Raw genomic sequence first — 14,363 nt, 5'->3', positions numbered from 1 at the left:
AGGCCGCGCCCAAGCTTTAAACGCGGCCTCATACATTGCAGATGAAGACAGGATTTCCCGCGACAGCTGTCAACTGTCCTCTATCAACTGTCAATTTGTTTACAGTCTAAAGTCGGCACCCAAGTACACATCCCGCACCTGTTGGTTGCCCAGAATGGTGTCTGCATCGCCGGAGGCGATGATATGGCCGGCGCTGACGATGTAGGCGGTATCGCAGATATCCAGCGTTTCACGCACGTTGTGGTCAGTGATCAGTACACCAATACCGCGCTCTTTCAGGTGGCGAATGATGCCCTTGATGTCGTTCACGGAAATCGGGTCCACGCCGGCGAAAGGCTCATCCAGCAGAATGAAATCCGGGTCCGTGGCCAGGCCGCGGGCAATTTCCGCCCGGCGCCGTTCGCCGCCGGACAGGCTCATGCCCAGGGAATCGCGAATGTGGGTGATATGGAATTCCTTGAGCAGGCTTTCCATGCGCTCGTGACGTTCCGCCTTGCTGAGATCCTTGCGGGTTTCCAGGATCGCCATGATGTTCTCTTCCACGGTCAGGCGGCGGAAGATGCTGGCTTCCTGGGGCAGGTAGCCGATGCCGCGCTGGGCGCGACCATGCATGGGCAGATGGGTGATGTCCGCGTCGTTGATGTCGATGCGCCCGGCATCGGCTTCCACCAGGCCTACGATCATGTAGAAGCAGGTGGTCTTGCCGGCGCCGTTGGGCCCAAGCAGGCCGACGATCTGGCCGGCTTCCACGTCCAGGGACACATCTTCGATGACCCGGCGGCCCTTGTAGCTTTTTGCCAGGTGATGGGCGCGTAAATGGCTCATGGGGTGTTTGGCTCCGCCTCGGGGGAGGGCGCCACAGGCGCCTCGCCGTTTGCATTGTCGTCTGCCGGTGGGGCTTGTTCGGTGCCAGGTGTCTGGTTCTCGGCGGGGATCACCAGTCTCACTCGCTTGTCGCCTTCACTGCTGGCGTCGACTCGCTTGGAGTCCAGGCTGTATTCCACCCGGGCGCCCTCGAAAGTGTTGCCAAGATGTTCAATGTAGGCATCACCGGTGAGCACCAGGGTGCGTTTGCGGATGTCGTAGACCAGGTTGTTGGCGTGGGCCTGCAGGTCCTTGCCTTCTTGCATGCGTACCGGGGTGCCTGAGGCCTCCACGCGAGTCAGTTCGCCATTACGGGTAAACAGGCGCATTTCATCGGCAAACAGTTTGCGCTTGCCCTGTATCAGCTCCACATTGCCGCGATACAGGCCGCTGCCAGCGTCCTGCTCAAAGCGCCCGGAATCAGCGGTGACAGACACGGGCATTTGCCCAGGCGCCGCCAACGCCGTCACCGGCAGGGCAGCGGCAAGGGCGATGGTTCTAAGAAGCCGGTGCGTCAAACTCACTCTTTACTCCTTTTTCAAGGGTCAGGATGCCCTTGTCGAGATCGGCCTCCAGCGCTCCCGCGCGGGTGGTGCCGGATTCAAATTCCAGGTCCACATTGTCGGGAGAGCTGGCGATGTTGGTGTCGCTGTAAAAGCGCAGCTCCTGGGTATCCAGGGTAATCTTCTGTTGCTGGTTCCGGGCTTTCACGTCGCCGGAAAATACGATCAGGTCGCCATTTTCCTTGACGACGCCCTGCTCGCTAACGATGGTCCAGCTGCCCTTGTCGTTGGCCATTTCCAGCTCCGGTTCCTGCATCTCCGTGAGTGGATTATGGTCGTACTGTGTCAGGGTTTTGGCGGTCAGATAGTACTGGAGACGGCCGTCCTCTTCACTAAAAGCCCGCGCCGTAATGTCTTTGGCAACAATGGCTGGTGCCGTGAGGATGCCATCCTCCTGCCCGGGGAGAGTGTCATCCCACTCGTGGAGCGTCATCAGCATCACCAGTCCCAGCATCAGGACACCGGTGGCGCTGAGCAGGCCCTGGCGCTTCATGCCGGGCTCCGCTGTGCCAGGATGGCGTCGCAAATTTCCCGCACCGCGCCCTCGCCGCCACGCCGTTCGGTAATGTGGTTGGCGGCCGCCTTGGCGCAGTCATGGGCATTGGCCGGGGCAAAGCTGAGCTGGGCCCATTCCAGGGCGCTCACGTCCGGTTCGTCATCGCCGGCATAGCCGGTTTCGCTGGCGGCAATACCCAGCTGGTTCGCCAGGTCGGCCAGGGCGACACCCTTGTCCTCGCGGCCCTGAATCACATGGTTAATGCCCAGGTCGGCGGCGCGTTTGGCCACCATGGGGGTGTTGCGGCCTGTGATGATGGCCAGGGTCACGCCGCTGGCGGCCAGTTTCTTCAAGCCGTGGCCGTCCAGGGTGTTAAAGACTTTGAGGGTCTCGCCGTCCGGGCTGAAGTAGATGCGTCCGTCGGTCATCACTCCGTCCACGTCGAAGGCCATCAGGCGCAGTTTCTGGGCATCAATGGAAGACAGTTGCATTGGCATTTACACCACCCCCGCGCGCAGCAGGTCCTGCATATTGAAGGCACCCAGTGGCTTGTGGTCCTGGTCGCAGACCATCAGGCCGTTGATCTTGCGGCTTTCCATGATCTGCAGGGCCTCCGCGGCCAGGTGGCCAGGTTCAATGGTGATTGGCTGGGCCACCATCACCTCGTCGATGGTGGCCTTGCGGATGTCGATGTCGCGGTCCAGCATGCGGCGCAGATCGCCATCAGTGAAGATGCCTGCCAGGGTGCCGTCGTCCCGGGTGATGGCTGTCATGCCCAGACCCTTGCGGGTCATTTCCAGTAGCGCTTCGCTGAGCGAGGTCCCACTGGCAACCACCGGCAGTTGTTCCCCGGCGTGCATGATGTCATCCACCTTCAATAGCAGGCGCCGGCCCAGGCTGCCGCCGGGGTGGCTCATGGCGAAATCTTCGGGCGTAAAGCCGCGGGCTTCCAGCAGGGCAATGGCCAGGGCATCGCCCATGGCAAGGGCCGCTGTGGTAGAGGAGGTGGGGGCCAGATTGTGCGGGCAGGCTTCTTCGCTGACCGCCACGGTCAGGTGCACATCGGAGAGCTGCGCCAGGGCAGATTGTGGCCGGCCGGTCATGCCAATCAGGGCGGTGCCCTTGCGTTTGATGACCGGGAGGATGGCCAGTACTTCGGCGGTTTCTCCGGAGTTGGACAGGGCCAGCACCACATCGTCCGGGGTGATCATGCCCAGGTCGCCGTGGGACGCTTCCCCCGGATGCACAAAGAAAGAAGGTGTGCCGGTGCTGGCCAGGGTGGCGGCCAGTTTGCTGCCCACGTGGCCACTTTTCCCCATGCCGGTGACGATGACCCGTCCGCGGGCGGCCAGCATCAGGTCGCAGGCGGCGGAGAAGCTGTCATCCAGGCTGTCTTTCAGGCAATCAACGGCTCTGGCCTCGATGTCCAGTACCCGTCGACCCACGCCGATGTGGTCGTGACTCATTCATCTCTCCTCTGGTCGGGGTCGATTATACATTGCTGGGGACGCCTCGTTGACCCGAATTCTGTTTCATTTGGAACCGTTGGGACATCTTGTGACTCCAACAAAGCAGATGCGGTTCAGTGTGTTACTGGACATCAGCGGTATAAAACCGTAAAACCGCCGGACATTAACAGGGAGTTTTCTATGCATTTGCAGCGTGTTATCCGGATCTGGTTGGCAATGGTGTTTACCGCCATGGCCTCTTTGGCGGCGGCGGACAGCGATCCGCGGCAGGTGGTGATGGAAGCGGTGGAGCGTATGACCTCCCGTATCGAGGCGGAGCGGGAGCAACTGGAGGCTGATCCGGACCGGGCCAAGGAGCTGGTGCGCGAGGAGCTTGGCGATCTGGTGGACTTCAAGCGTATCACCCGAATGGTGATGGGCGATTACTTCGGGCCGTCCAGCAAGGAACAGAAGTACCGGTTTCTGGACGTGTTCAAGAATAGCCTGATCAATACCTATGCCTCCGGTATTACCCTCTATGAAGGCCAGAAGATTACTACGCTGCCCATGCAGGAAGGGGATCGCAAAGGCGATTATGCCCGGGTACGCATGGAGGTGAAGACCAACTCCGGCAAGACGGTACCGATCTACTACACCCTGTTCCTGCGTGATGGCCAGTGGCGGGTAATCAATGTTTACGTGAACGGTCTGGATCTGCGCGATACCTTCCAGAGCCAGTTCGCCCAGGGCATGCAACAGTACAACGACATCGACAAGGTGATCGACAACTGGTCTGCAGACGCCAAGATTGATGCGGGTATCAAGGACAGCGACCCGAAGAGCTGATTCTTCCGGCGGTGCCGCCGTGGCAAGGGGGCGTCGGCTCGCGTATTATTGCCGTTTTCACCGAGGAGCGGGTTAATCCCGCTCCTCGCTGTTCGGGCCGCTGTCGGCCCCGATGAGGAGCGAGCATGAATCCGGAAGAGGTAAAAGCACTGGTCGAAGCCGGTTTTGACGATGCCGATGTGGCGGTGGAAGGCGGCGGCGACCGGTTCCAGATTCGCGTCATTTCCACGGCCTTTGAAGGCCTGATGCCGGTGAAGAAGCAACAACTGGTCTACGCCACCATCAACGAGCAGATCCAGAGCAACACCATCCACGCGGTGCAAATCATTACCTATACCCCGGCCGAGTGGGAAAAAGCCCAGAAGATGGGTATCGGCTGAGGCATTGCGCCTGGCCCTCTGACAAGTCTAGAGACAGTTCATGGATAAATTGATCATCACCGGTGGCCGGCGCCTTGACGGCGAAATCCGTATTTCCGGCGCCAAGAACGCGGCCCTGCCGATCCTGGCCGCCACCCTGCTGGCCGACGAGCCGGTCACCGTGGGAAATCTGCCGCACCTGCAGGATGTCACCACCCTGATCGAGCTGCTGGGCCGCATGGGCGTCCACGTGGTGATCGACGACCGCATGAACGTGGAAGTGAACGCCACTACCATCAAGGAACTCACCGCGCCCTACGAGCTGGTGAAGACCATGCGTGCCTCCATCCTGGTACTGGGGCCCATGGTGGCTCATTTTGGCAAGGCGTCCGTATCGCTGCCGGGTGGCTGTGCCATTGGTTCGCGGCCAGTGGACATTCACCTGCGTGGCCTGGAAGCCATGGGCGCTGACATCGAAGTGGCGAACGGCTATGTCCATGCCTCCGTGGAGGGTCGCCTCAAGGGCGCCCGCATCGTCATGGATACGGTTACCGTGACCGGCACCGAAAACCTGATGATGGCCGCTGCGCTAGCGGAAGGGACTACCTACCTGGAAAATGCCGCCCGGGAACCGGAAGTGGTGGATCTGGCCGATTTCATCAACACCATGGGTGGCAAGGTGCGCGGTGCCGGCACCGACACCATCACCATTGAAGGGGTGGAGCGTCTCCACGGCGGTCATCATGAAGTCATCGCCGACCGTATCGAAACCGGGACTTACCTGATTGCCGCTGCCATTACCGGTGGCCGTATCAAGACCAAGGACACGGTGCCGGGTATCCTCGATGCAGTGCTACAGAAACTGGAAGAAGCCGGTGCTAAAATCACCACCGGTGACGACTGGATCGAGCTGGACATGGAAGGCCGTCGGCCCAAGGCGATCTCACTGCGAACCGCCCCGTATCCGGCCATGCCCACGGACATGCAGGCCCAGTTCATGGCCCTGAACCTGATTGCCGAAGGGACAGGCACCATTGTGGAAACCGTCTTTGAAAACCGCTTTATGCACGTGCAGGAAATGAACCGCATGGGCGCGGATATCGAAGTGCAGGGCAATACCGCTATTTGTCGCGGTGTGGATCAGCTCACCGGCGCGCCGGTGATGGCCACCGACCTGCGAGCGTCTGCCTCCCTGGTGATCGCGGCCCTGGCGGCGGAAGGGGAAACCACGGTAGACCGCATCTATCATATTGATCGCGGTTACGAGTGCATCGAAGAGAAACTGCAATCGCTGGGTGCGGTGATTCGCCGCGTTCCGCGCTGATCGGGAAAGTAATGACCAAGCCGTTGACCATCGCCCTGTCGAAGGGGCGCATCCTCAAGGAAACCCTGCCGTTGCTGAAAGCGGCGGGCATTGAACTGCTGGAAGATCCGGAAGCGTCACGCAAGCTGATCTTCGATACCACCCGCGATGATGTGAAGATCATTATTATTCGCGCCACGGATGTGCCGCCCTATGTGCAGCACGGCGCGGCGGATATCGGCGTGGCCGGCAAGGATGTGCTCATGGAGCACGGCGCTGATGGTGTGTTCGAGCCTCTCGATCTGGATATCGCCCGCTGCAAGTTGATGGTGGCGGCGGTGAAGGGTGCTCCGGAAGTAGGCAGCCGCCTGCGTGTGGCCACCAAGTTCGTCAACGTGGCCAAGGCCTACTATGCCCAGCAGGGCAAACAGGCGGAAGTGATCAAGCTCTACGGTGCCATGGAACTGGCCCCGCTGGTGGGCCTGGCCGACCGCATTGTGGACATCGTGGACACCGGCAACACCCTGCGCGCCAATGGCCTGGAGCCCACCGAGCTGATTGCCCATATCTCCACCCGGGTGATCGTTAACCGCGCCAGCATGAAAACCCGTCACGGGGATATTCAGGGAATCCTGGATCAGCTGGCCGAGGCGGTGGCGGCTCGCAAGGCGGGCTAACACCTTTCACCATAGTGGTCACAATGCGAGCGAGAATAACCGCCCATTGGTTGATGGGGCGTTGCGACAGGCGTTGTTGATCTTGGTGATAGAAAAAGACCCGCCTTCTCCTCACTGAATCCTGTGCCCTTTGTGGTAAAAACAGATTGTGACTTTGACTACGGTGCCAACCATGGAAACCACCTGGCTTAACGCCCAAGACGCGGATTTCGATGCCAAGCTGGCTGCGCTCACCGCCTGGTCCGAAGAGCGGGACGAGGAAGTAGCGGATCGGGTGCGCGGTATTCTTCGTGATGTGGCCAAACGCGGCGATGCGGCGCTGGTGGAATACACCAACCGTTTTGACCGTCGCGACGTGGCCGCCATGGATGCGCTGGTGGTGGGGCATGATCAATTGCAGGCAGCCCTGGAGCGTATTCCTGCCGAACAGCGCCAGGCGCTGGAAGCGGCCGCCGAACGGGTGCGTCGCTACCACGAAAAGCAGAAGCAGGATTCCTGGCAGTACCGGGAAGCGGATGGCACATTACTGGGCCAACAGGTGACACCGCTGGATCGGGCCGGTATCTACGTGCCCGGCGGCAAGGCCGCCTATCCCAGCTCGGTGCTGATGAACGCCTTGCCGGCCAAGGTGGCGGGTGTGGGTGAAATCATCATGGTGTCGCCGGCCCCGGATGGCGAAATCAACGACATGGTGCTGGCGGCGGCGGCCATTGCCGGGGTGGACAAGCTATTCACCCTGGGGGGCGCCCAGGCGGTAGCGGCACTGGCTTACGGCACCGAGACGGTGCCTGCGGTGGACAAGATCGTCGGCCCCGGCAACATCTATGTGGCGGAAGCCAAGCGCCAGGTATTCGGCAAGGTCGGCATCGACATGATCGCCGGGCCGTCGGAAATTCTGGTGGTCTGTGATGGCAAGACCGATCCGGACTGGATCGCCATGGACCTGTTTTCCCAGGCAGAGCATGACGAGGAAGCCCAGGCCATCCTGGTCAGCCCGGACGGCGAGTTCCTGCAACAGGTGGCCGAGTCCATGGAAAAACTGGCGGTGACTCTGGAGCGGGAAACCATTATCCGTACGTCCATGAAACATCGCGGCGCCATGATTCAGGTGCAGGATCTGGAGCAGGCCATTGCCCTGGCCAATACCATTGCCTCCGAGCATCTGGAGCTTTCCATTGATGACGCCGAGCAATGGGCAAAACAGATTCGTCATGCCGGTGCAATCTTCCTGGGCCGTCACACGCCGGAAGCCCTGGGTGATTACTGCGCGGGCCCCAATCACGTGTTGCCCACCAGTGCCACGGCACGATTTTCTTCCCCCCTGGGTGTGTATGATTTCCAGAAGCGCAGCTCACTGATCGGTTGCTCCCCGGAGGGCGCCAGCGAGCTGGCGAAAATCGCCTCACCCCTGGCCCGCGGCGAAAGCCTCACCGCCCACGCGCGCAGCGCCGAATACCGAATCAAGAAAGCGTCAGACGTCTGACCTCGGACGACAAAACTATGAGCAAATACTGGAGCGACTTCGTTCACCAACTGGAACCCTATGTTCCCGGCGAGCAGCCGAAGATGGACAGGTTGGTGAAGTTGAATACCAATGAGCACCCCCTGGGTCCGTCGCCAAAGGTGATTGAGGCGATTCGTGGGCAAGCGGACGAGCGCCTGCGTCTGTACCCGGATCCGGACAGTGGTGAGCTCAAGCAGGCCATTGCCGATTACTATTCTGCTCAGGGCCATGCTATCCAGCGTTCCCAGGTGTTCGTCGGCAACGGTTCCGACGAGGTGCTGGCGCATCTGTTCATGGGTTTTTTTCGCCAGAACAACCCCTTGCTGTTTCCGGACATCACCTACAGCTTCTACAAGGTCTATTGCGGCCTTTACCAGATCGACTATGAGCCGGTAGCGCTGGACGAGACGCTGTCCATCAATGTGGAAGACTACCTGAAACCCAATGGCGGCATTATTTTCCCCAACCCCAATGCCCCCACCGGCAAGTTAATGCCGCTGAGCGATATCGAGCGTCTGCTGCAGGCCAATACAGAAACCCTGGTGGTGATTGACGAAGCCTACATCGACTTCGGTGGCGATACGGCCATCAGCCTGGTCAACCGCTACCCGAATCTGTTGGTCACCCAGACCCTGTCCAAGTCCCGTTCCCTGGCCGGTTTGCGTATCGGTCTGGCCGTGGGCGATGAGGCGCTGATTGATGGTCTGAACCGCATCAAGGACAGCTTCAATTCCTATCCGCTGGATCGCCTGGCTATCGCCGCCGGTGTGGCCGCATTCCAGGATCAGGCATGGTTCGAGCAGGGCTGTGAACAGGTAATCCGCCAGCGTGACTGGCTCAACGAGCAGCTCTCCCGGCGCGGCTTCGACAGTCTGCCGTCGGCGGCCAACTTTCTCTTCACGCGCCACCCGCAACACAGTGGCGCCTCCCTGGCTCAGGGCCTGCGCGAGCAGGGCATCATCGTGCGCCACTTCGGCAAGCCTGCACGCATCGCCGACTACCTGCGCATTACCGTGGGCACAGCAGAGCAAAACCAGGCGCTGATCGACGCGCTGGACACGCTGCTCTGATTCCCGCTGCGGAAAATCTTTTTTCACCACAGAGGGCACCGAGCACACAGAGAAAAAGGCTGGCTCGGTATCCTGTGGTGAAAGCCTTTCGTGTAGGAGCGTCGCTGGCGACGCGATCCTACCGTTGATAAAACATCCATTTCAGAATGTGTAGGGTGCACTGAGCCTAAGGCGAACTGCACCGGATGGTTGGGCAATGGTGCAGTTCGCCTTAGGCTCAGTGCACCCTACGCGGGCCGCCGGAGATTTGGCTTTTTCTCAGTGATCTCTGTGTTCTCTGTGGTAAATAATCTTTTTCTGCACAGGAAGATCGCGCCAACCAACGCCGCAAGACTCCCCGCTTGAACCTTTCCCAATACCTGCGGTACTAACAGGTATCGTCCAACGGAAAGGACCCGAATAATGAAACGATCGTTGCTGCTTGCCTGTGCGCTGTTGCCCACGTCCCTTTTGGCCGCTGATTTCAACGTCACCGCGGCGGTGAGCGAGGCGGTGTTATTCCCCTCCCAGGCCCATCTCACTCGCACTCTCAGTCAGTCCCTCTCCGCTGGTGAGCACCAACTGGTAGTCAGTGGTCTGCCGGAGCTGGATCTGGACAGCTTGCAGGTGACGGTGAAGGGCGCTCGCTTGCAGGGTGTCCGCCAGGGATTTGCCATCAACAAAGCCGATGTATCAGCCCGGCGGGCCGAGTTGGATGCGGCCATCCTCGAACTGGAGCAGATCATGGCCGCCGCCAAGGCAGCGGATGCATTGGATCAGCAACAGATTCACCATCTGCAGTCGCTAATGGGGCAGGCTCCCCAGGGGCAAGCGGTGTTTGCGCAGGTGCCGGTAGAAAAGTGGTCCAGCGCCTGGGCGTCCATTGGCAAGGCGGTGGAACAGCGGCAGGCGGCCATCAACCAGCGGGCAGTGGTACGTCACGACCAGCAACAGAAACTGGACACCCTGCGCCAGGAACGCCAGCAGTTGGGGCAAGGACAGACCCGCAGCCGCGAACTGGTTCTCACCGTCAGCGCTGACAAACCGTCAACGGCGAAGGTTGAGCTAAAGTACTTTACCGGGCAGGCGGGCTGGCAGAACCAGCTGCGGGTGGATCTGAACAGCCGCAATGAAAACGTGGCGGTGACCGGCATTGCCCTGATCCATAACCGGACCGGTGAGGACTGGCAGAATGTCCGCGCTACCCTGGGTCTGGTGCCGGCCGGTTATCGCCACCTGCCCGATCCGACGCCCTGGATTGTACGGTTGGCAGCCCCTCAGCCGGAGATGCGAAAGCAATCATTGCGGGCGGTGATGGCGGAGCCGGCGGCGTATCAAGCTGATATGGCAGAGAGCGTCAGCGGCATGCCGGTGGCGGCTCCTGTGGCACATGGCTTTGATATGCGGGTACCGCTTTCCGCGCCGTTGTCCCTGGCCAGTGGTGATGCCAGTGCCCGGGTTTCCTACCAACAGGCGGAATTACCGGCAACCCTGAGCCGGGAAAGTTACCTGTGGCAGCAGCCCGCAGTGCTGCTGGTGGGGGAGTGGGACAATACCAGCCCGCTTCCCTGGCTGGCGGGCAGTGTCACCCTGCTGCGTGATGGTCAGCGTCTGACCCGCTACCATCGCCAGCAAAGTATCAAGCAGGGTGAAAAGGTGAAAATGAGCTTTGGCGACGATCCGCGCCTTCAGATTACCGTGACCCGGGAGCCTTCCCGGGAAGGGGAAACCGGTCTGATCAGCAAGGAAAGTACCCTGTCGGCGATCAAGAACATCACCCTCCTTTCCCATTACGACAAGCCGATCACGGTAAACCTGCTGGATCGCCTCCCCGTGGCCGGCAACGACGATATTACCGTTACCGCCAAGGGCAAGGCCGCGGATGCACAGGATGTGGATGATGTGAAAGGCCTGCAACGCTGGCAATTCACTCTTCCCGCGGGGGGCGAAGAACGCTTCAAGCAGGGCTTTGAGATTCGTTATCCGGCAGGGGAGAGTTTGAGTGGGGTGGAAGGGCTTTGAAGGCAGTTAACAGTTAACAGTGAATAGTTAACAGCGGCGCGACAGCCCGCTGGGTTGACTTGAAACGCAAGAGGCCGCGCCCATCGCTTGGGCGCGGCCTCTTGCGTTTCAGAGACAGATAAGCGCTCACGCGCACTGTTCACTATTCACTGTTAACTGCTTTATTCCGTTTCTGCCGGCGGCCGTGTACCAATCACCACATCTACGGTCAGCGGTTGGCGGTTACGGACGATGTTCAGACTGACTTTCTGCTCTGGCTTCATGCCGGCAATGCGGTTCATGGCTTCGTAGCCGTCGGCCATGGCGGTGCCGTCGATGCCCACCAGTACGTCGCCGGGCTGCAGGCCACCCTTGTGGGCGGGGCTGTCGATGACCACTTCCGTGATCACACCACCGCGCACTTCGTCCATGCCGAAGGTCTCGGCCAGGGACGGGGTAATATCCTGCACGGTAACCCCCAGATAACCACGAATCACCCGGCCATGGTCTATCAGGTCACGCATCACTTCCCGGGCGATGGAGGCCGGGGTGGCAAAACCGATGCCCTGCCAGCTGCCGTCAGCGGAGAGGATGGCGGTGTTGATGCCGATCAGGTGGCCACGGGTATCAATCAGGGCGCCGCCGGAGTTGCCGCGGTTGATGGCCGCGTCGGTCTGGATGAAATTCTCGAAGGTGGCAATGCCCAGATGGCTGCGCCCGGTGGCACTGACAATCCCCATGGAAACGGTCTGGCCTACGCCAAGGGGGTTGCCGATGGCCAGCACCACATCGCCCACCTGCACCGGTCCGTTACCGTTGAGTTCCACTTCCGGCAGGTTTTCCAGTGCCACATGAAGCAGGGCCAGGTCGGTCTCCGGGTCCGTGCCCACCACCCGGGCCGGGGCATCGCGGCCGTCACGCAGGGCCACCAGGATTTCGTCTGCGTCGCGTATCACGTGATAACTGGTAAGGATGTAGCCCTCGTCGTCCACGATAACCCCGGAACCCAGGCTGTTCAGGGCCCGTTCCCGGCGGGGTTCTTCCATAAAGCGGTTAAACAGCGGGTCTTCCGGCACGTCATCGCTGGTGAGGATTTGTGTGGTGTAAATATTGACCACTGCCGGAGCCGCATGGTTGACGGCGCCGGCATAACTGGCGGTGCCGCTGTCGTAGCGCCCGGGGCGAGCGTTCGGACCCCACTCATACCACCACAGCACGGCCAGGCCCACGGCCAGGCCCGCCAGAATCGGTCCGGCAAAAAAACGAAAGGCTCTGATCACCGACAATGCCCCCATGCGCTTGCTTTGGCCCGTGCCATTGCCTTTCGCCCGCCACCGGGACGGGGACGAACGAGACAAGCCCGGGTCTGGATAGGTAAACTGCGCGCAATATTATCAGATCATTGCCCGGTAGGTGTCATGCTCAAGCGCGATTACATGCTGACCTTGCTCGACCAGGAGCTGGCTGCGGATCACTTTCAGGACTACTGTCCCAATGGATTGCAGGTGGAAGGCCGCGAACAGATCCGCCGTGTGGTCAGCGGGGTCACCGCCTGCCAGGCCCTGATCGATGCGGCGATCGTGGAAGAAGCGGATGCCATTCTGGTTCACCATGGTTATTTCTGGAAAGGTGAGGATCAGCGGGTTCGCGGCATGAAAAAGCAGCGCCTGCAGACCTTGCTGCGCCACGATATCAATCTGTTTGCCTATCACCTTCCCCTGGATGCCCACCCGACCCTGGGCAATAACGCCCAGCTTGCCCGGCGTCTGGGGTTCACTGTGGAGGGTGGACTGGATGATGCGCCGCGGCCGATCGGTAATGTGGGGCGGCTCGACAGTCCCATGTCGGCGGCGGAGTTCGCTGCCCACGCGGAAGCCGTGCTGGGACGCACCCCGTTGCATGTGGGCGACCCGGGCGATGAGATTGAAACCATCGGCTGGTGTACCGGTGGCGCCCAGGGCTTTATCGACAAGGCCCAGACCCGGGGGATGGATGCCTACCTGAGCGGCGAGATTTCCGAGCCCACCACCCACTTTGCCCGGGAAACCGGCATGCACTATTTTGCCTGTGGTCACCATGCCACCGAACGCTATGGGGTACAGGCCCTGGGGCAGTGGCTCAATGAGCAGTTCGGTGTGGAACATATCTTTATCGACATCGATAACCCGGCCTGAGCAGTACGAGGAACACCCTGATCCCATGAAGATTACTGTTGTATACAACCCGACCGCCGGGGGTGGCCGGGAGACCCTGCTGTGCCGTTTTGTGGCGGAGCTGGAGAAACTGGACGCGCGAGTGCGTCTCTACCACACGCGAGGGCCGGGTGATGCCACCGCGTATCTGCAGGCCCTGGAAAATCAGGGCGATTGCGTGGTGGCGGTGGGCGGTGATGGCACCACCAACGAAGTCCTCAATGGTCTGGCTCCCGGAGTGGCCCTGGGGGTGTTTGCCACCGGAACCGCCAATGTATTGGCAAAGGAGCTGCAGCTGCCCAAACAGCCGGAGCAGGCGGCCAGGATCGTGGTCAATGGCAAAAATGTGCCGGTCACCCCGGCCCGGCTCAACGGACGCCGTTTTATCATGATGTGCGGCATCGGCTACGACGCCTGGGTGGTGGATGGGGTGAACCTGTCGGTGAAGGAACGGTTCGGCAAGCTGGCCTATGTCCAGTCCATGCTTGCCCAGATTCGCCGTTACGGTCAGCGCCATTACCGGGTCATGGTCGATGGCCGGCCGCTGGATTGTTTTTCTGCCATCGTCACTAACGGCCGCCACTATGGCGGCAGCTTTGTGCTCAGCCGTGAGGCCAATATTCTCCGGCCCCAGGTGCAGGTATTGCTGTTCCAGAAGCCGGGCGTCAGCTTCCTGCTGCGCTGTCTCGCCGCGCTGTTGCTGGGGCGCATGGAGCGGGTGGATGGTGTGGCCAGCCTGCGTGCCCAGCGGGTGGAGATTCGCTGCGAAAATGCCGATGAGCCGATACAGGCCGATGGTGACCCGGCCGGGATACTGCCGGCGGAGATCGTGGTGGAAGAGGAGCCTGTACCCATGCGGGTGGCGCAGACCTTTCAATAAGCCCCCTTCACCCGCCCGGGTTGAAGGGCGTGAATATACGGTTGATGCCCCCCTGCCGTTGGAGCTTTGCTCGCAAAGCGAAGGTTACCCGCAGGCACGTCGCGGGATTTCGGACTTTCGCCTTGCGAGCAAGGCTCCAACGGCGAAAGGGGCGCCTGAGCCGGGGGTGCCAAGGCAGTGC

General features: G+C 60.7%; 15 protein-coding genes. 9 read left to right on the top strand and 6 right to left on the bottom strand.

Features of this window, described 5'->3' with window-relative positions; genetic code table 11:
* Window positions 1-99: 99 nt before the first annotated feature.
* The 5 genes from lptB to A3714_RS09550 are packed head-to-tail and all read right to left on the bottom strand — an operon-like array spanning window position 100 to window position 3,389.
* Window positions 100-825: an LPS export ABC transporter ATP-binding protein gene (lptB, locus tag A3714_RS09570; protein WP_062816683.1), complete on the bottom strand. Its 726-nt coding sequence runs from the start codon at window positions 823-825 to the stop codon at window positions 100-102.
* The gene (gene lptA, locus A3714_RS09565; RefSeq protein ID WP_063509286.1) at window positions 822-1,388 is read right to left on the bottom strand and encodes a lipopolysaccharide transport periplasmic protein LptA; all 567 of its coding nucleotides are present in this window, start codon (window positions 1,386-1,388) and stop codon (window positions 822-824) included. Before lptA ends, lptB begins: the two co-directional genes overlap by 4 nt.
* Window positions 1,363-1,920, bottom strand: a complete 558-nt coding sequence (lptC, locus tag A3714_RS09560) for an LPS export ABC transporter periplasmic protein LptC (protein WP_062816685.1) — start codon at window positions 1,918-1,920, stop codon at window positions 1,363-1,365. The genes lptA and lptC overlap by 26 nt, the downstream gene beginning before the upstream one ends.
* Window positions 1,917-2,420 carry an HAD family hydrolase gene (locus tag A3714_RS09555; RefSeq protein WP_063509285.1) on the bottom strand — a complete coding sequence of 168 codons (504 nt, stop codon included), beginning with the start codon at window positions 2,418-2,420 and terminating at the stop codon, window positions 1,917-1,919. Before A3714_RS09555 ends, lptC begins: the two co-directional genes overlap by 4 nt.
* Complete coding sequence (locus A3714_RS09550) at window positions 2,421-3,389, bottom strand: KpsF/GutQ family sugar-phosphate isomerase (protein ID WP_063509284.1); 969 nt, start codon at window positions 3,387-3,389, stop codon at window positions 2,421-2,423.
* 183 nt (window positions 3,390-3,572) lie between these two features.
* Between A3714_RS09550 and A3714_RS09545 the strand changes: the two genes are divergently transcribed.
* The 7 genes from A3714_RS09545 (at window position 3,573) to A3714_RS09515 (ending at window position 11,131) form a co-directional block, all read left to right on the top strand.
* Window positions 3,573-4,217, top strand: coding sequence for a phospholipid-binding protein MlaC (locus tag A3714_RS09545; RefSeq protein ID WP_062816688.1), 645 nt, complete (start codon window positions 3,573-3,575; stop codon window positions 4,215-4,217).
* A 125-nt stretch (window positions 4,218-4,342) separates the two neighbouring features.
* Window positions 4,343-4,597 (top strand): BolA family protein, encoded by a 255-nt coding sequence (locus tag A3714_RS09540; RefSeq protein ID WP_062816689.1) that lies wholly within the window; start codon window positions 4,343-4,345, stop codon window positions 4,595-4,597.
* A gap of 40 nt (window positions 4,598-4,637) precedes the next feature.
* Entirely contained in the window at window positions 4,638-5,900 is a 1,263-nt protein-coding gene (gene murA / locus A3714_RS09535) for a UDP-N-acetylglucosamine 1-carboxyvinyltransferase (RefSeq protein ID WP_062816690.1), read from the top strand.
* Between the two features lie 11 nt (window positions 5,901-5,911).
* Entirely contained in the window at window positions 5,912-6,556 is a 645-nt protein-coding gene (hisG, locus tag A3714_RS09530) for an ATP phosphoribosyltransferase (protein ID WP_063509283.1), read from the top strand.
* Between the two features lie 172 nt (window positions 6,557-6,728).
* Complete coding sequence (gene hisD, locus A3714_RS09525) at window positions 6,729-8,039, top strand: histidinol dehydrogenase (RefSeq protein ID WP_063509282.1); 1,311 nt, start codon at window positions 6,729-6,731, stop codon at window positions 8,037-8,039.
* A 17-nt stretch (window positions 8,040-8,056) separates the two neighbouring features.
* The gene (gene hisC, locus A3714_RS09520; RefSeq protein WP_063509281.1) at window positions 8,057-9,130 is read left to right on the top strand and encodes a histidinol-phosphate transaminase; all 1,074 of its coding nucleotides are present in this window, start codon (window positions 8,057-8,059) and stop codon (window positions 9,128-9,130) included.
* Window positions 9,131-9,532: 402 nt separating this feature from the next.
* Window positions 9,533-11,131, top strand: a complete 1,599-nt coding sequence (locus tag A3714_RS09515; protein ID WP_063509280.1) for a DUF4139 domain-containing protein — start codon at window positions 9,533-9,535, stop codon at window positions 11,129-11,131.
* Between the two features lie 161 nt (window positions 11,132-11,292).
* Here A3714_RS09515 and A3714_RS09510 read toward each other — a convergent pair whose 3' ends face one another.
* On the bottom strand, window positions 11,293-12,405 hold the full coding sequence (locus A3714_RS09510; RefSeq protein ID WP_062816695.1) for a trypsin-like peptidase domain-containing protein: 1,113 nt from the start codon (window positions 12,403-12,405) through the stop codon (window positions 11,293-11,295).
* A 123-nt stretch (window positions 12,406-12,528) separates the two neighbouring features.
* Between A3714_RS09510 and A3714_RS09505 the strand changes: the two genes are divergently transcribed.
* On the top strand, window positions 12,529-13,284 hold the full coding sequence (locus A3714_RS09505; protein ID WP_062816696.1) for a Nif3-like dinuclear metal center hexameric protein: 756 nt from the start codon (window positions 12,529-12,531) through the stop codon (window positions 13,282-13,284).
* Between the two features lie 25 nt (window positions 13,285-13,309).
* Window positions 13,310-14,182, top strand: coding sequence for a diacylglycerol kinase family protein (locus A3714_RS09500; protein WP_063509279.1), 873 nt, complete (start codon window positions 13,310-13,312; stop codon window positions 14,180-14,182).
* The last annotated feature ends 181 nt before the right edge of the window (window positions 14,183-14,363 follow it).

Source organism: Alcanivorax sp. HI0007 (genome assembly GCF_001635525.1).
In the GTDB taxonomy this organism is placed as follows: Bacteria; Pseudomonadota; Gammaproteobacteria; order Pseudomonadales; family Alcanivoracaceae; genus Alcanivorax.
This window is presented reverse-complemented; position numbering and strand designations above follow the sequence as displayed.

Coding starts and splice junctions, on each gene's coding strand:
- murA (WP_062816690.1), top strand. CDS start 4,638: ATGGATAAATTGATCATCACCGGTGGCCGGCGCCTTGACGGCGAAATC.
- hisG (WP_063509283.1), top strand. CDS start 5,912: ATGACCAAGCCGTTGACCATCGCCCTGTCGAAGGGGCGCATCCTCAAG.
- hisD (WP_063509282.1), top strand. CDS start 6,729: ATGGAAACCACCTGGCTTAACGCCCAAGACGCGGATTTCGATGCCAAG.
- A3714_RS09540 (WP_062816689.1), top strand. CDS start 4,343: ATGAATCCGGAAGAGGTAAAAGCACTGGTCGAAGCCGGTTTTGACGAT.
- A3714_RS09550 (WP_063509284.1), bottom strand. CDS start 3,389: ATGAGTCACGACCACATCGGCGTGGGTCGACGGGTACTGGACATCGAG.
- A3714_RS09510 (WP_062816695.1), bottom strand. CDS start 12,405: ATGGGGGCATTGTCGGTGATCAGAGCCTTTCGTTTTTTTGCCGGACCG.
- hisC (WP_063509281.1), top strand. CDS start 8,057: ATGAGCAAATACTGGAGCGACTTCGTTCACCAACTGGAACCCTATGTT.
- A3714_RS09545 (WP_062816688.1), top strand. CDS start 3,573: ATGCATTTGCAGCGTGTTATCCGGATCTGGTTGGCAATGGTGTTTACC.
- A3714_RS09505 (WP_062816696.1), top strand. CDS start 12,529: ATGCTCAAGCGCGATTACATGCTGACCTTGCTCGACCAGGAGCTGGCT.
- A3714_RS09515 (WP_063509280.1), top strand. CDS start 9,533: ATGAAACGATCGTTGCTGCTTGCCTGTGCGCTGTTGCCCACGTCCCTT.
- lptC (WP_062816685.1), bottom strand. CDS start 1,920: ATGAAGCGCCAGGGCCTGCTCAGCGCCACCGGTGTCCTGATGCTGGGA.
- A3714_RS09555 (WP_063509285.1), bottom strand. CDS start 2,420: ATGCCAATGCAACTGTCTTCCATTGATGCCCAGAAACTGCGCCTGATG.
- A3714_RS09500 (WP_063509279.1), top strand. CDS start 13,310: ATGAAGATTACTGTTGTATACAACCCGACCGCCGGGGGTGGCCGGGAG.
- lptB (WP_062816683.1), bottom strand. CDS start 825: ATGAGCCATTTACGCGCCCATCACCTGGCAAAAAGCTACAAGGGCCGC.